The organism is Pseudomonas sp. D5(2026), assembly GCF_057766845.1.
Genome location: NZ_CM173421.1, coordinates 3,438,066 through 3,458,495, shown reverse-complemented (window position 1 = coordinate 3,458,495; position 20,430 = coordinate 3,438,066). Strand labels below are relative to the sequence as shown.

At 55.1% G+C, this 20,430-nt stretch carries 19 protein-coding genes; 7 read left to right on the top strand and 12 right to left on the bottom strand.

Going from position 1 to position 20,430, the window contains the following annotated elements:
- The first annotated feature begins 1 nt into the window (after position 1).
- Positions 2 to 1,534 (top strand): IS66-like element ISPpu13 family transposase, encoded by a 1,533-nt coding sequence (locus tag AC3B5Q_RS16000; protein ID WP_032489559.1) that lies wholly within the window; start codon positions 2 to 4, stop codon positions 1,532 to 1,534.
- A 128-nt stretch (positions 1,535 to 1,662) separates the two neighbouring features.
- Here the strand turns inward: AC3B5Q_RS16000 and tnpB are convergent, their stop codons facing one another.
- The 6 genes from tnpB to AC3B5Q_RS15970 form a co-directional block, all read right to left on the bottom strand.
- Positions 1,663 to 1,851, bottom strand: a complete 189-nt coding sequence (gene tnpB, locus AC3B5Q_RS15995; protein WP_488392669.1) for an IS66 family insertion sequence element accessory protein TnpB — start codon at positions 1,849 to 1,851, stop codon at positions 1,663 to 1,665.
- A 346-nt stretch (positions 1,852 to 2,197) separates the two neighbouring features.
- Positions 2,198 to 4,006 carry an AIPR family protein gene (locus AC3B5Q_RS15990; RefSeq protein WP_274119085.1) on the bottom strand — a complete coding sequence of 603 codons (1,809 nt, stop codon included), beginning with the start codon at positions 4,004 to 4,006 and terminating at the stop codon, positions 2,198 to 2,200.
- On the bottom strand, positions 4,006 to 5,019 hold the full coding sequence (locus AC3B5Q_RS15985) for a PD-(D/E)XK motif protein (RefSeq protein ID WP_274119084.1): 1,014 nt from the start codon (positions 5,017 to 5,019) through the stop codon (positions 4,006 to 4,008). The genes AC3B5Q_RS15990 and AC3B5Q_RS15985 overlap by 1 nt, the downstream gene beginning before the upstream one ends.
- Positions 5,003 to 7,837, bottom strand: coding sequence for a Z1 domain-containing protein (locus tag AC3B5Q_RS15980; RefSeq protein ID WP_274119082.1), 2,835 nt, complete (start codon positions 7,835 to 7,837; stop codon positions 5,003 to 5,005). The genes AC3B5Q_RS15985 and AC3B5Q_RS15980 overlap by 17 nt, the downstream gene beginning before the upstream one ends.
- Before the next feature lie 16 nt (positions 7,838 to 7,853).
- A complete protein-coding gene (locus tag AC3B5Q_RS15975) occupies positions 7,854 to 9,299 on the bottom strand; it encodes an ATP-binding protein (RefSeq protein WP_274119088.1) in 1,446 nt (481 codons plus the stop codon).
- Between the two features lie 52 nt (positions 9,300 to 9,351).
- Positions 9,352 to 11,004 carry a DNA cytosine methyltransferase gene (locus AC3B5Q_RS15970; protein ID WP_274119081.1) on the bottom strand — a complete coding sequence of 551 codons (1,653 nt, stop codon included), beginning with the start codon at positions 11,002 to 11,004 and terminating at the stop codon, positions 9,352 to 9,354.
- Between the two features lie 28 nt (positions 11,005 to 11,032).
- Between AC3B5Q_RS15970 and AC3B5Q_RS15965 the strand changes: the two genes are divergently transcribed.
- Complete coding sequence (locus AC3B5Q_RS15965; RefSeq protein ID WP_274119080.1) at positions 11,033 to 11,464, top strand: very short patch repair endonuclease; 432 nt, start codon at positions 11,033 to 11,035, stop codon at positions 11,462 to 11,464.
- A gap of 7 nt (positions 11,465 to 11,471) precedes the next feature.
- Here the strand turns inward: AC3B5Q_RS15965 and AC3B5Q_RS15960 are convergent, their stop codons facing one another.
- Positions 11,472 to 12,515 carry a hypothetical protein gene (locus AC3B5Q_RS15960; protein WP_274119079.1) on the bottom strand — a complete coding sequence of 348 codons (1,044 nt, stop codon included), beginning with the start codon at positions 12,513 to 12,515 and terminating at the stop codon, positions 11,472 to 11,474.
- Positions 12,516 to 12,822: 307 nt separating this feature from the next.
- Between AC3B5Q_RS15960 and AC3B5Q_RS15955 the strand changes: the two genes are divergently transcribed.
- Positions 12,823 to 13,593 carry a hypothetical protein gene (locus AC3B5Q_RS15955; RefSeq protein ID WP_274119078.1) on the top strand — a complete coding sequence of 257 codons (771 nt, stop codon included), beginning with the start codon at positions 12,823 to 12,825 and terminating at the stop codon, positions 13,591 to 13,593.
- 230 nt (positions 13,594 to 13,823) lie between these two features.
- Here the strand turns inward: AC3B5Q_RS15955 and AC3B5Q_RS15950 are convergent, their stop codons facing one another.
- From AC3B5Q_RS15950 to AC3B5Q_RS15940, 3 genes are all read right to left on the bottom strand, one after another.
- Entirely contained in the window at positions 13,824 to 14,087 is a 264-nt protein-coding gene (locus tag AC3B5Q_RS15950; protein WP_274119077.1) for a DUF3077 domain-containing protein, read from the bottom strand.
- Positions 14,088 to 14,236: 149 nt separating this feature from the next.
- On the bottom strand, positions 14,237 to 14,479 hold the full coding sequence (locus tag AC3B5Q_RS15945; RefSeq protein ID WP_014860884.1) for a hypothetical protein: 243 nt from the start codon (positions 14,477 to 14,479) through the stop codon (positions 14,237 to 14,239).
- 481 nt (positions 14,480 to 14,960) lie between these two features.
- A complete protein-coding gene (locus AC3B5Q_RS15940; RefSeq protein WP_337994279.1) occupies positions 14,961 to 15,140 on the bottom strand; it encodes a hypothetical protein in 180 nt (59 codons plus the stop codon).
- 263 nt (positions 15,141 to 15,403) lie between these two features.
- On the opposite strand from AC3B5Q_RS15940, the gene AC3B5Q_RS15935 reads away from it, so the two are divergent.
- Genes AC3B5Q_RS15935 through AC3B5Q_RS15925 form a run of 3 tightly spaced genes read left to right on the top strand, consistent with a single transcriptional unit; the run spans position 15,404 to position 16,856 of the window.
- On the top strand, positions 15,404 to 15,817 hold the full coding sequence (locus AC3B5Q_RS15935) for a thiol-disulfide oxidoreductase DCC family protein (protein ID WP_274119075.1): 414 nt from the start codon (positions 15,404 to 15,406) through the stop codon (positions 15,815 to 15,817).
- Complete coding sequence (folE, locus tag AC3B5Q_RS15930) at positions 15,802 to 16,362, top strand: GTP cyclohydrolase I FolE (RefSeq protein ID WP_084850491.1); 561 nt, start codon at positions 15,802 to 15,804, stop codon at positions 16,360 to 16,362. The genes AC3B5Q_RS15935 and folE overlap by 16 nt, the downstream gene beginning before the upstream one ends.
- A gap of 35 nt (positions 16,363 to 16,397) precedes the next feature.
- Positions 16,398 to 16,856, top strand: coding sequence for a DUF3429 domain-containing protein (locus AC3B5Q_RS15925; RefSeq protein WP_103444604.1), 459 nt, complete (start codon positions 16,398 to 16,400; stop codon positions 16,854 to 16,856).
- On the opposite strand, the gene AC3B5Q_RS15920 is transcribed toward AC3B5Q_RS15925, so the two are convergent.
- On the bottom strand, positions 16,843 to 17,073 hold the full coding sequence (locus AC3B5Q_RS15920) for a hypothetical protein (RefSeq protein ID WP_135192366.1): 231 nt from the start codon (positions 17,071 to 17,073) through the stop codon (positions 16,843 to 16,845). The two genes, AC3B5Q_RS15925 and AC3B5Q_RS15920, sit on opposite strands and share 14 nt — an antisense overlap.
- 46 nt (positions 17,074 to 17,119) lie before the next feature.
- Here AC3B5Q_RS15920 and glsB point away from each other — a divergent pair, with 46 nt between their 5' ends.
- Complete coding sequence (gene glsB / locus AC3B5Q_RS15915; RefSeq protein WP_014591518.1) at positions 17,120 to 18,028, top strand: glutaminase B; 909 nt, start codon at positions 17,120 to 17,122, stop codon at positions 18,026 to 18,028.
- 40 nt (positions 18,029 to 18,068) lie between these two features.
- Here glsB and AC3B5Q_RS15910 read toward each other — a convergent pair whose 3' ends face one another.
- Entirely contained in the window at positions 18,069 to 20,297 is a 2,229-nt protein-coding gene (locus AC3B5Q_RS15910) for a TonB-dependent siderophore receptor (RefSeq protein ID WP_103444602.1), read from the bottom strand.
- Between the last annotated feature and the right edge of the window lie 133 nt (positions 20,298 to 20,430).

Sequence of the window (20,430 nt, the reverse complement as noted above, 5' to 3'; positions counted from 1 at the left end):
CATGATTTCCATGCCCGAAAACCTCCCTGACGATCCTGTTCTGCTCAAGCAACTGCTTGAGCAGATGATCCACGAGCGCGCGTCCGACAAGGGCAAGATCGTTCATCTCGAAGAGGAAGTTGCGCTATTGCGCCAGCGCTTGTTCGGGCGCAAGACCGAGCAGACTGGCGATGCGGCGACACCACAGTTGCCACTCTTCGACGAAGCGGAAAGCCTGGCCGAGCCCTTGGATGAGGCTGACGACGAAGAAGTCGTTGCGCCAACCAAACGCCGTGGCAAGCGCAAGCCGCTGCCAGCTGATTTGCCGCGTATCGAAGTTGTCCACGAACTGCCCGAGCATGAACTGACCTGCGCTTGTGGCTGCCGTAAACATGCCATCGGTGAAGAAGTCAGCGAACAACTTGAAATCGTCCCGATGCAGATTCGCGTCATCAAACATGTTCGCAAGGTGTACGGCTGCCGGGACTGCGAGTCAGCGCCCGTAACGGCGGACAAGCCCGCCCAGATGATCGAGAAAAGCATGGCCAGCCCGAGTGTGCTGGCCATGCTGCTGACCACCAAATACGTAGACGGCTTGCCGCTTCACCGCTTCGAAAAAGTGCTGGGGCGTCACGGTATCGATATCCCGCGCCAGACCCTGGCACGCTGGGTGATTCAATGCAGCGAGCACTTTCAGCCGCTGCTGAATCTGATGCGCGAAAGCCTGTTGAACAGTCGGATCATCCACTGTGATGAAACACGTGTGCAGGTGTTGAAAGAGCCTGGTCGTGAGCCCAGCAGCCAATCCTGGATGTGGGTGCAAACCGGCGGCCCACCTGATCGCCCGGTGATCCTTTTCGACTACGCCACCAGCCGAGCGCAGGAGGTGCCGGTGCGCCTGCTGGACGGCTATCGCGGCTATGTCATGACCGACGACTACGCCGGTTACAACGCGCTGGCCGCACAGGACGGGCTGGAGCGATTGGGCTGCTGGGCGCACGCGCGCCGCAAGTTCGTCGAAGCGCAGAAAGTACAGCCCAAGGGCAAAACAGGACGCGCTGACATCGCATTGAACCTGATCAATAAGCTCTATGGCGTCGAGCGCGACTTGAAGGACAGTGACGACGAAGATCGTAAGGTTGCCCGCATGGAGCGCAGCCTGCCATTGCTGACTCAGCTGAAAAACTGGGTAGAGAAAACGCAACCTCAGGTCACGACGCAGAATGCCTTGGGCAAGGCCATCGGTTACTTGGCCAGCAACTGGAGCAAATTGGAACGCTACGTCGAGCACGGCTACTTGCCGATGGACAACAACGCGGCCGAGCGTGCGATCCGCCCGTTTGTCATCGGGAGAAAGAACTGGTTGTTCAGTGACACGCCCAAAGGTGCCACTGCCAGCGCACAACTTTACAGCTTGGTAGAAACGGCCAAAGCCAACGGCCAAGAACCCTATGCGTGGCTGCGCCACGCACTGGAACGCCTGCCGCAGGCGTGCTCAGTCGAAGACTACGAAGCGCTACTGCCATGGAATTGCACACCTCACATACACAGCTAGGTGCGCTGCCCATCTTTGGTTAGGTGGGGTTTATGGAGCGCTTACCAACCAGAAACGCAATTTCCCCTGGGGACAGGTTTGAGCGAAACGGCCTGTAGCCGTGCCGTTTCGTCTTTTTTGTATCCGGGTCAGACAAAGAAACGGGGTGTCAGAATCTGATGTGGACGGTTGCGTAAGAGGTCGAAGGCGTCGAGTAACCAGTTCAGTTCCTGGGCGGTCAGGACGATGGCTTCGTCGGTGGCGTCCGGGGAGGTTTTGAAACGTTCGGCTTCGAGGCGCTTGAGCCAAAGGCAAAAGCCGTTGCGCTCCCAGTACAATACCTTGATGCGGTTACGGGCTTTATGAGGACGAAAAGTACGGGGGCGAACACGGCGACTTTGATATCCAGCTTGACCAAGGCGTGGACTTTCGAAAGTCCACGGGCTTAGGGTAGAGTTAGACTTTTTCGGCTTTGCTGTCAGGGCGCATCACGGTTGGCGGGCTCAAGAAAGAAATCGGTAGCCCAGCATCAGGGATCAGCTAAGCGCTTCAAATGTGGGGTTCATGGAGCGCTTACGGTGCTTCTCTAGAGTCTCTACATCTGTTTGGTGTTCAAACGGACCGCTGCCACTAAAAGTAGCTTCTAGCCTGATAGCATTTCAGGCTAGAAGTTTATTTGAGTGTCTATGCTGCTTCGGGTATGCCGGCTTGTGGTTTTGAGTATCTCGCATTGGATACGCCTTTCCAGCACTCCGGTTTTTTTGCCCACTCTGAGATCATCTTTCCATTAGAGTCTCTGTGCAAGGCCTCATTTACTTCATGCGCCCAGATCGATATCTGTTCCTCAAGTTGTTGAGAAATGCGTTGTTCCTGCCACACGCGGTCGAATTTGAAACCTTGACCTAATTTTTCTGCCAAAATTGAAACCGTATAGGCGGTAATGTTTGCTTGGAATGCAGGGAATAACGGCCTTATGATGCGGTGAGCGGATTTAAAGATTATAGCTTTGGAGATTATCTGCTTGTAGGCTTCGGGCGTAGGGGTAGTATAAGTCCCCGCATCTTCCATCTCTGAAATCTCAGCCATGAAGGCTTGGAAATTTTTTTGTGCGCCCAAGCTCACTATATGTGGTTTTTGGTCCCAAGCGAACAGGAATTTAGCGATGTCCGGTTTTGTGAGCTTGCGTGAAGGTGGAATGGCGGCCTGAAGTTTTTTCTTCTGAGCGACTGTGGTTGTATCTTTTTCCAGCATGACTTTATAGCTGCCTGCAGACCGCTCATAAAACCACCGGCCAACGCCATCCGGGCAATACACTCGCATGGACAGCTTTTCTAGCTCGCGATGGAATGGTTTGTTTGCAGACAAGTCAGACTGCTTGACGACGTTTTGACTATTTGCATAGCGGGAAATATTGGAGATCAGCTCTTCGGGGTCGCTCTGATCAGATTTAAGGATGATAATTTTGGCAGGAACTCTGACTCTGTCCAGATCTAGATTCGGCAATTTCCGTTTCGCAAAGTAGATAGAGGCTGTGGTCTGCCCTCCATTGACGATCTGCATTCCTTGCAGCCACGAAATGCCGGGTGAACCGTCAGCTGCCCGACCAAGCTTTCCGGCGTCGGCAACGATAACAATCCCATTGTTATAAGCCATGAAACGCTCAGGTGTCTCTCGCAGCGTATCTCGGATGCCCTTGTTTACTCCTTTGGCGCCCACACCCAAAAACGAGCGTACGTTTGCTTCAAGGATGCGCGGTCCGTATGTTTCATAAAGTGCGCGGAGCGCATTGCCTGGTATTGCAGTCAAGGCGTAATCATACTCTTCATCATCGGATCCGGGTACCCAGACGCTTGGCAGGGCATCGCCGCATAGCTCGTTGAAGTTGACAACCAGCTCATCCCGCGGACGCCCTTGCTGCCAGTGGTTGAACAGGCGTTGAATATCCATGAGCTCTATGCGGACTTGCTTGCCTTCAACTTCTTGTGGCGCATATTCTCTCGTCTTGACCATCGCATCTGTAATTATGAAAATCCTGATGCTGTCAAGCTTGTCAAAAATTCTTTCCACCTCAGTGACAAGTGCGTATACGTTGTTGGTTTCATCCAGCTTGCTGGATAGCTGATTCTTTGCACAGAATCTTAGGAAGTGCAATCCCTGAGTTGCGGAACGGGCCACTTCTGAATCTGATAGAGACTCGATTTCATCAAATCCTTTGTAGAGGCTGACAAAAAGATCGAGGCGGTCGGGATTGCCATCTTCGTCTGTAGTGTCGGATACGGAATAACCGCTGATCTTTATTTTATAGTTGCCAACTTTTGCATCGTAATGACAGACATTCGTGTCGAATGTAATGCCTTGATCGGCGAGGTGGTTCATTACCTGCTCGGTGAACAGTTCTTCCGCAGAAATTGGAATCTTCCCAGGTAAGAGGTCTTTCCTCAGTTCATCACGAATTGCAGTTTGTGTTTCTTGCAGAAAATCTACCAATTGCATCAGATGACTCCAATTTTCTGCAGGGCGCTAACCAGCTGCAAGCTTTCGGGTGCGCCTGTCGATATGTCGAGTTGATATTGCGCCCAGCTGATTGCTGCGGGTACATTAGCAGGAATAAGCCTTGGAAAGGTTGAGTCTACGAGTAGCACCTTCAGCTCTTTTGCAGTGAAGCATCGAATATAAAGATCTTCATGCATCGAAAGATAGCCAGCGTCAATAAGACTAATCTCAAATTTGTGCAATGCTGCAGAGTCGGACTTCAAGATCTTACGTACGCCGTCTGCGTATTCTGGCAAGGTCATGCCCGTTTCATTGACCTCCAAGCGCACACCGGCCAAGAAGAGAGGAGAGCTCTGCGAATCATCAAGTTGGTCTAGTGAGGTGATGCTTACCGGAAAACCCTCGCTCGCAATGGTTGACTTCACTTCAATCGAACCGGTCCCGAAGAGGAAATCATGGAGTCCGTCTTGCGGACCTTTCCAGGCATCAATGGCAGAAAACGGGAGAACACCTACTTCTAGCAGGCTCTGGAGAAAGCAAAGTTCACCTACCAGTCCTTGCTCTGCCTCATTGCTGAGACCGTCTCGGCCCTTGCGCATGAATTCCTGCCAGCCACGGACTCGACCCAAAATACTCTGGTAGAGTTGGCTTTCCGAGGTGTCGTCCGCACAAGCCAGTACTCCCGCAAGGTCGCTGACCACCGCGGAAAACAGATCCAGCGGACCCGAGGGCTGCCTCACGATAGCCAGCCACTGGTAAGAGTCCAACGCTTCGCCCAGGTTGGCGCGCTCCATTCGGAAGCCTTGTCCTTTGGGAAGCCGGGTTGCGCTAGCTATCCTCGTGGTGGCAAAACCAATCAAGACAGCTTCTTCATCGCCCGGCGAGTGCCGGGCAAGTTTCATATGGCAGGTGCCTGCTTTGAGTAGATCGATTGTCTGCCAGCCAGGCGTTTTGATAGCGCCGGATAACGCTCTCCAAATGCCCTGGATATCGCTGCTAGTCACTGCCGCCATACTGCTGCTCCCAGAGAAGATTTGTCACAACATAAGGCACGGATTTCTCTGCGTTGCTGGCCGGGAAGCTGATTCCGAAACCGATGGCCGGGATATCGATACCGCTTATGCCTGAAGACTCTAAATCCAGCATGTACAACAGCAGCAGACCTTTTTCCGGATGAGCCGCTATACCGTTATCGCCTCGACCACGTACTCGGCGGATATAAGGTCCACTTGGAACCGTTGGAGGAGTTTGCCCGTTCCTGCGGGCAGGATCCGGCTTCCACGCTTTCTGTGTCTGTAGCAGGGCGGCACTCCAAGCTGCTTCGTCCAGATCGAGTGCTTCATCGGGTGGAGACAGCAAGCGGCCAATCGAGTATTTGTCCTCGCCCTCTGTGGCTCTGTTCTTGCGCATCATGCGCTTGATCGAATGTCCCGAAACCTGCTCGGTTTTCTTGTCACCTCCCCCGATTACAGCCACCGTCCAGGCGTTAAGTTCGCCTGACAGGCTCATCTCTTCTACGAAATCCGCAAGCAGATCGCTGCGCACCTTCCTTGAGTCGGGGTGAGTCTGATAGGTCCTCAGGAAATCAATGATGGGTTGTGCCGGGACATCACACCAGCTGACCCCATTCCACTTGTCAAAACGCTCTGCGCGTTTTTGAGCAGGTATTTTGCTTGCCTCTCCCATTGTGTCGAGTAGAGCCTGGAAAGCATCGAAGTTTGAGGCGAGTTTCTCTTTGGTTTTGTAGAAGCTCACAGTCTCAACGAGCTCGCCACTGAACGAAAGATATAAAGTTCGTCCCGTTCTCATCTTGAGTGGAGAGGTCACCATCAGCACAGGATGAGATTTGACCTTCAGCCCGTAGTCACGCGGTGTGAGTCCACTTTCCGTCATGTAGTCAAATTCAGCGCGTAGTTCCTCGGATGCGTCGGCAATGTGCTCGAACCAGTCCACCAGGTCTTCCGTCGTGTAGAGCCTGCAGAGATCCAGATACCCGGGTCTGTATCCGAACCAGCGACCCATCTGCATAAGGGTGTCGTACATTTTGGAGGCACGTAGGAAATAGCTTACGCAGAGACCTTCGAGGGTCAAGCCACGTGCGAGCTTGTCACCTCCGACCGCGATCACTTTCAGGCCCGCTGAATTCTCTGCATAGTCTAAGGCATCCTTGGCTGTTCCGTTGATCATGCGTACATCGATCTGCTCGAGTACCTCTGTCAACTGGCTCTCGATGGCCTCCCATTCATGCACTGCACGATAAATTTCTTGTGAAGTCTGGTCGGCGGTCCGCTGGCTGGTAGAAAGAAAATCCCTGTCCCACAGGCGACGAAGTTCATCGATAAACCCTGTGTGGTCGATTTGGCGCTTTACACGTTGTTTCAGATGGGAAATATATTCGTCGATTTGTTCATGAACACAGCGTTGAACCATGTTGAACCGCGTCACGTGGACGAGCATAGAGCAATGCTCGCCTCCTTGCCCTCTCAGCTGACGGATCGCACAGGCGAGGATGTAAGAGTGTATGGCCTCAACCAGCGAAGCTGGCATGGGATCAACAGGTTGGTACCCACTCTTGTGCCCATTCGGCATCCACCCGCTTCGCCCGTCTTCGGAACATTGGTCTGACACTACGCGGACAAGGTCCAATGCGCCCTCACGACCATTCTCACTCGCGAGGCCGAATACTCTGGAGGGGCCGACATAATTAGATGGGGCTGCAAGGTTCGTGATGAAGGCAGCCGGGAACAAATCCGGACCCTCTTTGTTAGTCTCGCCATGCTCATGGATGTAGATATTCGCAAAAGGCGTTGCGGTGTACCCGACGTATGCTTTACGGGAGAACGAGTGCAAAATCTGCCTGATGAGACGATTGATCGCAGTGGGCTCGTGTTCTAGGTCCGGTTTGCCATCGTCCCTCATTACTTTCTCCCCGGTATCTACCGACGCATGATCCGCCTCATCGTCGATTATCAGGAGGGGGAGGTGAGTAACTAATGGCAGTTTGGTTTCTGGATCAATAGATCGCGCAACATGATTATGGAGCCAATTTCGCAGTCGCGTCAGGATGGATTTGTTCTTCTTGACCACAAATAGCCAAGGCTTGTTTTCTGGGGCAACCCCTAGGTTGCGTACGAAATTGAGGTTGAAATCCCCGGTTTCCGATCTGTTGGTAACGTACTGGGGCCGTAGCTCATGGGAACTATCGATGGTTCCTACGCCTATGAGACGCTTGCCACCGACTTTTCGCTCCGCATTGGTTTCGTAGCCGAGGAAACCTTCATCCAGCCTCATTTGAGTCTGTGAGCGCAAATTATTATGCAGCCCGGCGAGAACAATAATGATCTTGTATCCTGCATCCGCAGCTTTACAGATCAGTCCCGTATAGTTTGCAGTTTTTCCTGACTGAACGTGCCCGACTACCATGCCGCGACGGTCCCAGTTGCCTTCCCGCGCAGGGTCTTCCAGCATGGCCAACGTGTTATCGGTTGTCCTGTCCAAGCCTTCGATCGCTTTCCACGGGAGCTTGCGCTCTTGCCACTCACGGTAGCGCCGCCAGTAACGCCACTCCTGTTTCCTCTCGCTGGTGAGCCATGGGACATGCCCCTCCATGTTGACCAGCGATGAATCGTCGCCTATCCAGATGCTGTTCCGACGTATCAGTTCTTCAGCAATTGCAGCCCGGTCTACGCCATCACCCAATGATGGGCGATAATTTAAGAGAGCATCGATTTCCTGCTTGATTAGCTGGGGCGTAATCAGTGTCTTATCTTCAACATCCGCGAGCAGATCTTGAATGAATTTGACAACGGTCCATTTTTTTTCCTCGGACATTTGAGGTCTAGCTCCATTAGATAATATCGGGAAGTGAATCTACTAGCGAAGGGAATGCATGGAAGGGTTCGGTTACCCGTAGATGGGCTCTGGCTGCCGCGGGCGAGTACCCTTTTTTATTAACGTAGACCCGATAAAGCGTGGTCAGGTAACCAAGGATTTCGTCGGAAGGCGTTTGATCAAAGCCTGTGGATGGTGTGTCCTTGTTTTCCGCTGTATCGATCCAGATCCGCTGTACCGGGACGGTCTCTTCGATGACACGCAGCATCGCTTTGATCTGAGGGAGCATTGCCCCTGCATCGTCCAGTACGGCCCTTACGGCAGGGTGCTCTGGGTCTATACGGTACCGCATACCACTTGCAAGCTTCTCGGCCTTCCAAGCTTCGATAATCTGAGTCTTTCCCAGAAGAGTGGGCTTGCCACGGTGAGCGAATGCTCTTCTGGCGCGACTTCTTGTTTCCTCTGCCAAGGTGGTCAACCAACTGCGTAAGTACACTGGAGGCCGGGCAGTGGATTTTCGGATATCTATTTTCCAGTCAGCGTCCGCTGAATTGGGGATGTCGAGTTGAATTCGCGCGAGCCTATGCGCCTCATCCTTTGTCCAAGATCTTCCTAAGCCAAGTCCAAGCCAGCTCCCTGCAACAAGGAGCCGTTCATTTCTGTATACGTAGAATCCTTGCTGGGCGGTCCATCCCTCCGGGCCTGACAAAGAATCGTACTCCATCGCCGAGAGTCGGTCTTTGTGCGGCAATACGTGGCATTCCGCCGTCACTCCAGAAGCTGTCGGATGTTTGAAAGCAGGAGGATTGAATGGCTTGCCCGGGTGCCCGCTCATAAAGGGATCCCAAGGTTTCACGGGATGGTCATTGAGAAAGATTCGAAGGCGAGGGCGGCTTCCCTCCAGATAGCGGTGGAAGACCATACCGAGGTGCTGCTCGACGCTGTCCGCTATATTGAGGAAGTCTTTGGAGGTACTGCCTTTCGTGACCACTCGGTCCAGAAGCTCCCAAAATACTAGTGTGCCGTGATCTTGGTATGACAATGTCTCGATATGGATCTCTGAGCCGGGATGACATCCCTCCAGAAGGTGCCATCCGTCGTCCGCACTTGCGGCTAGGAAGTCGAGATCCCAGCGTAAAGTTTGCAAGCCGTTGTTGCCCACGGTAGCTACCGTAAGCCTTCGACATTGAGAAAATGAAGCTGTCTTGAGTCCCATGCCGAAGCGACCGAGATCTGCCGACGAGCGCTGCTCCAGAGGATTACGTTCCCCTAGCCTCATTGCTCGATCCAGCTCTGCAGCACTCATGCCTCTACCGTTATCAAGACATGAAATACGACTTTCATCTTCATCCCAGTGAAACTGCAGCCGGACCTCGCTGGCGCCCGCAGCAATACTGTTGTCGATGATATCGGCCAGCGCGGTCTGCACGTTGTACCCCAAGCCGCGCAATGCCTCGACCATCGCACTTGCCTTGGGTGGGGCACTGCGGCTTTTGAAGTGGGGGGGCGTCATGTCAGCTCTCCGTTTCGAACATCCTGAATTGCTTCATTGGCTGCTTCAGTGTTTTGCCAGCACTCTTCCCGCTCTTGAGAATCCGGGCCACGATGTCTGCAATCTGGACTGCCAACAGGGGGGGGACCGCATTGCCGACTTGGTGAAACTGCTGGGTTCTGTTCCCTAGGAAAAAGTAATTGTCAGGGAACGTTTGCAGGCGAGCTGCCTCTCGAACCGTCAAGCTTCTACACTGCCTCGCGTCATAGTGGATGAAGTAGTGTCCATCTTTGGCTATATGGCTAGTGATAGTTGTCGCAGGAATACCCGCGCGCTGAACCCTGAAACGATCGCTGAACTTGCCGGATTTCCAGTTTTTGTGATCAGGTTCTAGACCCGGAAGATTAAAATCCTGATGCCCCTTGGGGGAGCCTTTTTTGACATCTGCAAACACAGCTGCGTAGACGTACCGGCGAAGATCGGAACTCATGTGGCCTCTGGCTTCATGGTTGAGCCAGAAACGCAGTCTCTCATCGGGCAACCAGTCGTCTAGGTGAGTTCCGGTCTTGCCAGTCCACTCCGGCCGTTTCATGACCCGCAGACCGCCGTTGCCCCAAGCGTTGCTACTGAAGCAGTCTGCCATGATCCCCAAACGGCGGGCTAGCATAAGGCCGCTGGTCGTGGGGTCATCCTGTTCTCTGCAGGCATCCGCCAGCTCACCCAGATGCTGTCGCACAACATGTGCCCAAAGATCCGGAGAATCACTCTGGCGCGTCAGCGTGCTGCGCAAAGGCGGAAGGTTTCCGATTACCTGGTCTATGGTCGGGGGGGCAGCAGGCGATAACTTGTGATCTGCTACTGCGTCGGCATATTCCTCGGAAACGCCCAGCAGAATCACCCGGTGCCTAGCCTGGGGAATGCCAAATTTCTCTGCATGGATGATGTAATTGGCAGGGGATACGCTGTCGGGATAGGCCCCGCTTTCGTAGATGTCGTCGGCTACAAGCGAGCAGATGCGGTACTTGGGTCCGTTGGTGTTCTCACCGAATGCAGCATCCGGGTCGGCAAGGTCGCGAAGGATCTGAGGGAACATCGCTTGTCCACCAACCATAGAGGACAGGATGCCTTTGACATTCTCCATCACAAAAATCGCGGGTCGCTTGCGCTGGATGATTCTCAGATACTCGCGATACAGAAAATGCCGGTGATCATTTTCCGCTTTGTAGTCGGTTTTTGCCCGGTTTCTCGCTCTGCCCACCACTGAATAAGCCTGGCAAGGTGGCCCACCAATCAGTACCCACGGCTTGGTTTCGTCCAGTCGGTGTTCGAGGAGACCGTCCAGCTTGGCATTTCCGTCGGGCGTGCCCAGTTCGATCTGTTGGGCCTCATTGTCTGCGTGCCGCCAGGCCGAGTAGCTTTTTTTTGTGTACGGTTTGGCGACATCCGCGGTCTCACAGAAATGGTAATAGTCATCCAGCGCCTCTGGCTGCTCGCGTTTGAGCAAGCGATAGAACGCTCGGAGGCGCAACGTCGAGTGCGCAGATGTCTCCATCTCGGCGGAGACCTTGATTTCGAAGGATTGAGTACCATCACTGCAATGTGAGGAAAAACCTTCTCCAAGGCCTCCAGGTCCTGCAAAAAGATCAACCACCTGGATGGGATAGGTACGACTCATAGAATCACACTGCTGTAAAAGGTGAAGAATGGACATCGTTGACACGGCAGCCCGTTCTCGCATGATGGCGGGCATCAAAGGACGGAACACACAACCCGAGATGCTTGTTCGGAGGTTTCTTCATGCCAACGGTTATCGGTTTCGACTTCATCGCCGGGATCTTCCGGGAAGCCCTGACATTGTACTCCCTAGGTTCCGCACCTGTATATTTATCCATGGGTGCTTTTGGCATCGGCACCCCGGTTGCAAGTATGCAACCACACCCAAAACACGACCAGATTTCTGGTTGAAGAAATTCGAGTCAAACGTAGAACGAGACAGACGTGCCACAGCTGCGCTCGCAGCATCCGGGTGGACGGTGCTGACGGTTTGGGAATGCGAGCTCAGATTCTCCGCAGCCCCACTGGAAGCTCTGCTGGCCAACCTCCAGGCCAGCAGTGAGGTGCTGAGCTGCAAGTAGAGATCATTCATCGGTTGGCATCAATTACGGCCAGCACGTCAGACACCCATGAATGGCAAGACCACCCTCCGACGCTTGTTTTCTGAACAAAGCGACTGAGCGACCCATTGAGAAGACCGTTGATCACGCCCCTGGAGCATCCTGTGACTGATTCTGCGTGGGTACTCTTGTCCCCGGGATTGTCAGCGAAATATCTCAGCACTTCCAGTGCAGTTTCGCCGAGCAGGGCTGTCTTCTCTGCGATGAATGAGAGGTGTTGCGCTGGTAGTGATGAAGTTCTCGGGGAGACCTGCTCGCACGGTGTCGAACTGGAAGACTCACTTTCCCGCAGTAGCCCTGGGAGTGAGCTTTGGGTGCACGCCGGCCGAGATGTCTCTGGAATCTCGACCTTCCAGTCGTCACTCAGTTCGTCAAAATCGATGGTATAGGCACCAGAGTCCTCTACCGCATGAGCGCCGATCTGGCTCTGGGTCTGGCCAGCGAGACTTCTCAGCTCAGTATCGTCCTGCTCGGGTGCTTTCCACCTCTCTTGCGGCAGCCAGTCCAATGTCCACTCATCCGAGCCCTCGGCATCAGTAGTCGGGATCATGGTGTCCGCAGAGGCCGATAATTCCAGCCGCGTCGAGGGGACGACCCTGCTTTCAACGGACGGATCATTACCCCATGGACTGACATCACTGTGGAGGTCAAGGAAATCCAGCAGGGCTTCTTTGGCGAGAAGGTCCATTCCAAGCTGAGCGAGAGTGGCTAAAGCGAGTATTGCGGCGTCACCCAAGTAGGGAAACTCCGATCTGAGCAATACAGTGCAGTCGATGAGACGCTCCGGCAATGGATTAGCGATCAGGTTGAGTCGCTCCAGAATGCCCATTTCAGCTTCGGCATCCGGAAGCATTGGAATGGTTGGCAACGCATCTACATGGATGCAGCCTTCTTCTACTCGCCAGATCCTCCTCCTATACCGAACTAGAAGCGGATCGGAGGAGTCCTGTGGAGGACACTCGATTCGATCAATTTCGCGGCCGGCGATCATGACCCGCACTATCAATTTCATACTCTCATGTCTGAAGTCATTAAGTTTGCGCGGTACTGGCGTTTTGCCAATAATGCCTATGAATAACGCCTGAGTACAGAGCCGGTTGCCGTATATCGATCAGAGGCTTGCTACGAACTCCTTGCCAGTCGTTTCAGCGCTGTGTATATGGCTTGCATCGGCAGCGCTCAAGAGCAGCTTTCGCCGTAATACTCCCGGCCCGGAGCTCAACTCAACGTCCGGCAGTAGATTGTGGTAGCTCGCTCTGACCGAGTCAGGGCGATTTTTCGCATGAAGATTTCGACTATCCAGATTACAGGAGCCGGTAATGGCACGCCCTTCCAAATCAGATGCTCCAGCCTTGAACGACGCTCGGCTGTTGGCTGAGGAGTGGATCATCCCGGACGCACGGTCTGAACATAACACCTTGGCTCGACTTCTCGGCGATTTGAGGGAGTCGGCCCCTTCGGCACATAGCACAGACCGGCTTGAAGTGAATCCGGAGTCGCTGGAGCCTTGCATCAAGGTGGCATACGACCTGCTGCGCAAATACGGCGTGCTGGTGGACCCTTACTCATTAAGCGATATGACCGTTGCAAGACTCCATGCTCGCAAGAACTATCCCAGAGTCACCAGTGGTTATACATTGCGAGAGTGGAGTGATATGGTCTTGGGTGAGGGTGAGCAAGTAGATTTCTACCTCCCACACTCACCACGACGCAATACTCACTTGGGTACGGTGCGCTACCTGTGTGCAGGCGCTGGTACAGCTATCACCGAGCTTCTGAAGTCTGTTCAACTGAGACCGGTGGAAGAACTGGACACGGTCGTAGCTGTCGATGATCAACAAAACGGCGAAGTACCCATTAAGGAAGAGTCTGACTCAGTTCTCCGAAGCGAGGTCAATGCCTTCAGGAATGTTGATCAGTCCGATCAGGGACTACTGTCACTGTTGAACGATAAAGCGAAAGGTCGATGGTCTCCACTCATTCAGACTTGCATTCATGATTTAGCGCAAGCTGGAAGCGCGTGCAGCGATGCGGAAACGATGGTCCGCCTGCTGGATCGGATCAACCACCCTAAGAAATTTGGTTTGTGATTCGTTGGAGGTGCATCCGGAGGAGATCGAGCGCTTGGAGCAACCACCCTGAGGCCTGGCCCTGCGCTATCGTTTGATCGAGACATTAGTGGCTGAACTGAGTGCTTTGTGATTCAACCCCTATGGGGGCTTAAAGCATGGCTGTTTAAAGACGGGCAGGTAGTTGAAGCGCCTTCAAAAACAGCAGTTGAGTTAGGTCTTGAAGGCACACATTGAGGAAGATAACGGATTCAGCGCATCATTCCCAACTCAGCATCATCCATCAGTGCCTTGGCCAACGCGCAAAGGTAGTGCGAAGCCCAGATCAACTGAGGTTTGTCTTCCATCAATCCATCCAAGGTCATATCCCGTGCGTAGCCCATCAACTCCGATGCCTGTTCACGGGCACTCTGGCAAGGTATGCCGGCTTCGATGCGGAAGAGGGGATGGGTATGGTTTTCACCTTGGTAGAAGGTGGTTTTGCCGACGGTGAATTTGGTTTCTTCTGTGGACATTGTTCAGTTTTCCCAAGATTGCTTCAGCCTGTACGGGCCTATTCGCGGGTGAACCCGCTCCTACAGGAGCACGGCAGTCTTCAAGGCTGAGGGAGTGCCTGGGAGGGGATCCGCGAAGAGGCCGGCCCAGGCAGTACATCAGCGAGACGTCAGTGCGTAGTGCGAGGTTCAGTGGGCATCTGCACCTGGGCTATTGCGGACTCGAGCAAAGCTCTCAAGGTCTCCAGTTCATGCATCGAGGTCATCATCAGAATCGACGCTGGTGACTTGGGCTGCAGCAGCATCGCCTGATGCACGACAGTTGCAGCGCAAAGCGCGTAATCCGTGGCCTGGATCAGGGTGTCTTCAAGGCAGAGGGACCGGTGGGGTGGATCTGGAACGATCTTGAGCATGGTGAGGCTCCAACGTAGAAGGAGGAGCTACCACGCCATGCCGTCAAGCAATGGGTGGCAGCTGTACGCGGGTTGACGGACCGAGACGTTGGCACTCGGCGCACCACAGGGTGCCCGCACGTACAGCCACCATAAAAGTGTGCACATGAGGACAGCGTCATCGGTCCGTCAAAACCGGTCACTGAATTGGCAGCGACGGATCGAGACTAGGGCTGACTATTTCCATGTGCAACGAAAATCAGGCGCGAGGAGTATCTTTGGGAAATGGCCTACAAGGAAGGGGTAATTTCTGATTTTTCGACCCGCTCCCGTTCCTCAAAACTTAAACAGGAAACAGGCGGGCAAAAGAAAACCCGCCGAGGCGGGCTAAGTACTATCACGTAGGGATAGCTTCATCCTGCCCAAGCCACTGTGAAAATTGGGTGAAAGAAAAGTCCCCATAACGTGATCACCCACTGACGTTAGCAATGCCTCGCGCCCTTTAAAGCTGGGCTTTCTGCCGCTGGTGGCGCTGAAAGCGGGTAACCGCGATCTGGACGATAGCTGCCACGAGGCACAGCAGGCCGACTTTCCAGCTGCCCTCCAGTCCGTAATGCTCGGCGATCTTCCCAGTGATGATGACGCTAACGAAGATAGCGAAAGGCAGAATCAGTTTCTTCATCAGGTCTTCCAGCAGGCTGCAAAGGGCTCGAGTGAATACGCAGTTCACCCAGCGGAATACCGCGATCTTAGCAAATCCGATTCCGGCTTTGTGGTAAGGCCTGCATGTGCAGCCCCCGGGCGAGCAGTACTCGCGGCAGGCATTGTTTGTATCAAAATGCCGGTCCGCCTGGCTGCCGTCGCCGAAAGCTGTCACGCCCATTGCGAATTTCCGTGTTTCAGCTAACTTGTACAAAAAACCTGTACAGGAATGAGGCTTTGTACATGTATTGCCAGTGGCCCTTCACGCTGTACTTTGACGGCGCCTGCCCCTTGTGCGCTCGGGAGATCGCCTTCCTGCGCAGGCACTCGACCGGTGGAAAGCTCATCCTGGTTGACATCAGTGCTGATGATTTCGATGCAGGGGCGTTGGGCTTCACGGTTGAACAACTGAGGTCATGCCTGCATGGAAGGTTCGCGAGCGGGCACTGGGTTACAGGCTTGGACGCCACCTTGTGGAGTTGGCGTGCTGCGGATGTGGGCCTGTGGGTCGCGCCACTGTCCTGGCGTCCGTTACGTCCCGTGCTTTCGGTTCTTTACAGGCTGTTCTGTCGATTGAGGCCACACTTGGCCTGGCTACCACATCCCGATGGCGGGCACCGCTGTAGCGGTGAGGAGTCCAAATGTCACATTCGTTAGCCGAGCACTTTCATGAAATCCTCGTCGGCATTGGTGAGAACCCGCAGCGCGAAGGGCTTCTGGACACACCCCAGCGTGCGGCAAAAGCGATGCAGTACTTGTGCAACGGGTATGCCCAGGATCTTCACGAGGTTGTAAACGGTGCTCTGTTCGAGAGTGAAAACGATGAAATGATTGTGGTGCGTGACATTGAGCTCTACTCATTGTGCGAACACCACATGCTGCCGTTTATTGGCAAGGCTCATGTCGCGTACCTGCCAACAGGACGCGTGTTAGGCCTTTCCAAGGTTGCACGCGTGGTGGACATGTTCGCTCGTCGTTTACAGATACAGGAAAACCTCACGCGGCAAATTGCGTATGCCGTGCAGGAAGTCACGGATGCTGCAGGAGTGGCGGTCGTGATCGAAGCCAAGCATATGTGCATGATGATGCGCGGGGTAGAGAAGCAGAACTCGGTGATGATGACATCCGTGATGTTAGGTGAATTTCGCGACGACCCCTCTACGCGGCACGAATTCCTTAACCTCATTGGACGACACAGTTGACGTCCGGTCCTGAACCGTCGCGAAGGGGCGCCCAGATGAATACCGATGCTACTGCGTTATCTCCAAGCCGCTTCGCTGCCCTGGGGTACGGCGGTCTGCTGCCGTTTATTGGTTTGACGCTGCTCATCCTTTTTTGGGCTGAGTATCGAGCGTTTTTCTCGATGATGCTGGTTGGCTATGGCGCGGTGATATTGAGCTTCGTCGGTGCCCTGCACTGGGGGTTCGCCATGACGTTGCAGGGGTTGCCCGCGAAGCAGCGTCAAGAGCGACTGGTGTGGAGCGTTATACCGGCCCTGATCGGTTGGGTTGGCGCGTTGCTGCCTGTGCCGGTGGGGTGTCTAGTGTTGACCTTTGGTTTTATCGGCCATCTTTGGCAGGATCGCAAACTGGCGCAAGCGGTGCCTGGGTGGTATCTGCCGATGCGCGTGCATTTAACGGCTGTCGCGAGCCTCTGTTTGCTGCTCAGTGCACTCGCCGTATTCATTGATTTTTGAAACCCCAATCCACGCTTCGATCCGTTTTACCCAGCCAGCCGCGTGATGGCCGGATCGTTGGGGAAATTCCCACAACATCGGTGCGGCGCGTGGCCGGCCCTCGCAGCTTTTTACAGCTGCCTTCACGGCCGTAACGCGCGGCGATCTTCCTGGCGATGACGACGCTTACGGTGATTTGTTTCTGAATGTGTGATCTCTCCCGCTCGGTCTTCGTCAAGAAGACTGCCCCTCGCCGTCGTCTGGGGATTGATACAGGGCCTTCCATGCAAACGCTGTTGAACGAGATTCTCGAAGAAGTACGTCCCTTGATCGGCAAGGGCAAAGTCGCTGACTACATTCCCGCGCTGGCGGACGTGCCGGCGAACCAGCTGGGCATCGCTGTCTATGGCAACGATGGCAGTTATCACTGCGCAGGCGACGCGCAGGTGCCATTCTCGGTGCAGAGCATTTCCAAGGTGTTCAGCCTGGTTCAGGCCATTGGCCATTCGGGGGAAGCCATTTGGGAGCGGCTGGGGCATGAGCCTTCGGGGCAGCCGTTCAACTCGTTGGTGCAGCTGGAGTTCGAGCGCGGGCGGCCGCGTAACCCGTTCATCAATGCCGGGGCATTGGTGATCTGCGATATCAATCAGTCGCGCTTCGCGGCCCCCACGTTGTCGATGCGCGATTTTGTCCGACGGCTTTCAGGCAACCCTCACATCTCGATCAATACCCGGGTCGCTGATTCGGAATATCAGTTTCGCGCGCGCAACGCTGCCATGGCGTACCTGATGCAGTCATTTGGCAACTTCCATAACGAGGTCGAGACGGTGCTGCGCAGTTACTTCAGTTACTGCGCACTGCAAATGAACTGCCTGGACCTGGCGCGGGCATTCTGCTTCCTGGCCAATGACGGGTTCTGCAAGCACAGCGGTGAGCAGATCCTGACACGGCGCCAGACCCAACAAGTGAACTCGATCATGGCCACCAGCGGGCTATATGACGAGGCGGGGAATTTCGCCTTCAGGGTGGGTTTGCCTGGCAAGAGTGGCGTGGGTGGCGGTATCGTGGCGATCGTGCCGGGGCAATTTACCGTATGCGTGTGGTCGCCAGAGCTGAATGCTGCGGGCAACTCCCTGGCCGGGATGGCGGCGCTTGAGCTGCTCAGTTCGCGGATCGGATGGTCGGTGTTCTGATCAGCGAACTCAGGGGGCAATCAGGCGTCGCCTTGGCGGGTCAGAACGCGTACACCAACGTGGCCGTGGCGCTGCGTGGGCTGCCATACCAGCCGCGCGCGCCAATCGCCGTGTAGTAGGTTTTGTCAAACACGTTGTTGAGGTTCAGTGAAACGCTGGTCTGCGGCGTGAAGGCATATTGAGCCATCAGGTCGACCACGCTGTAGGGGGCCTGGGTGAACGTTTCGTTGTTGGGCCCGGCGCTCTTGTAATACTCGGTACCCTGCCAGCGCACACCACCCCCGACCTTCAACTGTGGCAGGGTCGGCAGGCGGTAGCTGGTGAACAGTTTCAAGGTGTCTCGCGGTATTTCAGTGTTCAGGCGGTCGCCATCCGAATCCTTGCTCACCGCATAGGTGTAGCTGGCCGAGACCTGCCAATCAGGCAAAACCTCGCCCGCCATTTCCATCTCGAAACCGCGTGTCTTGGTACCCGACTCGGCACGGTAGGCCTGGTTGCCGTCTGGCGCCAGGTTGCTTCCGTCGGCTACCGCCAGGTTGTCCTGGTGTACCTCGAAAACGCTGAAAGCCGCGGTCAGGCGCTGGTCCCAGAACTCACTCTTCAGACCGAGCTCGTAGTTAACGCCTTCCAACGGGTCCAGGTAGGTCCCGTTGATATCCTTGTTGCTCTGCGGTTTGAAAATGGTGGTGTAACTGGCATACGCCGACCAGTGCTCGTTGAGGTCATACACCAGGCCAAGGTAGGGCGTGACGACTCCGGTTTCGCTACGCGAAGTGCGGCTTGTCGCGCCGGACGACAGGGTGGTAGAGGTTTCGTCGCGTTTCCAGTCGATCAGCCGCGCCCCGGTAATCAGCGACAGGTCATCGGCCAGGCTCCAGCGTACCGAAGCCACCAGGCCGTCCTGGGTTTCATCCAGCGCGTCCTCCGAGGACTTGGCATGGATGGCGTCTGGTATCGCCAGCGAACCGTCCCAGGTGTAAATGTTGTCGATGGTCTGGATCGTCCACAGTGGGTAACCGTCGTTGCGGTAGTAGGCGCGGTAGTGACTGGCCCCGAGGTAGGCCTGGTGCTCGCGTGAAAACAGCTCGAACGGGCCCGACGCCGACAGGTCGAACGAGGTCTGCCGGGGCTCGCCGGCCCAACGCCCCGTCCAGGTGCTGATGCCACTGCCATCGGGCTTGACGGTGCCGCTGGCAGCCGTGGCAAAGGTGTCGTCATAGCTGCGACGGCTGTGTTCGGCATTCACTTTCAACTGCCAGCCGTTGTCCAGTTGATGCTCCAGCGTAGTGAATACCGTCTTGGTGCGACGCTTGTGATAGCTCCAGTCCGAAGCTGAATTGAACGTGCGGGAGGGGCTGAAGTGACTGCCATCTGAATTGAACATCGGGAAGCCGTGGTTGCCTGCCCCGTCGTTGTCCATCTCCTGATATTCCGCACCCGCTGTCAGCATCGTGCTGTCGGTGATGTCCCACTCCAGCACCCCATAGGCCACCTGCCGTTCCAGCGATTGGCGGTCGACGTAGCTCTGGCTGTCGGTATTGGAGGCGACAAAACGCCCGCGGACATTGCCGCTTTGCGTCAACTTGCCAGAAACGTCTAGTTCGGTGCGGTAGTTGTCCCACGAGCCCGCTTTCAAGGTCAGCTTGCGTTGTGTTTCCAGGGTCGGCTTCTTGCGGATCAGGTTGACGGTGGCGCCCGGGTCGCCAGTGCCGGACATCAGGCCCGTGGCACCGCGCACTACCTCTACCCGGTCATACGACACCATGTCGGAGAGGTCGTCCCTGAAGCCAAAGGTATCGGGGCGGTTGATGCCGTCCACCTGGATGCTGCCGACCTCGAAGCCGCGCACGTAGATATGGTTGGCGTCGCTTCCGGCGGGCCCCATGCTGTCAACGACCACGCCTGGTGTCTGTTCAAGCACTTGGGCAACATCGTTCAGGTTCTGGTCTTCAATCTGCTGGCGGGTGACCACGCTGACCGATTGGGGTGTCTCGCGTGCAGACAGCCGCAGCCCGGTTGCGGTATTGACCGAGCCGGTGGTGTAGCTGCCGGTGCCTTCGGTGGTGGCACCCAGGGCCATGCTGGAGACGGTGGTTGCCGCAAGCTCCATGGCGCCATCCTGTTCAGCGCTGGCTAACGAATCTGCCGGGGTGCTGTAATCCACTGGCTCAGCCCTGGCATTTGCAGTGCCCAGCAGCGAGCCCGCGAAGCTGACCGCTAGTGCGGTTTGGCGAATACGGGTGGCGGGGGAGGAAAAGCGAGCGGACATCCATTGACTCCTTGCTGATCGAATACAAGTGCTCCCAGTAACAAACGTGTTGTTGACGGAAATACTTAGTAGCAAGGTGCTGATAGGACTGAGGAATTACTTTGGCAGTAACATCCTCATTGCAGCACAAGGC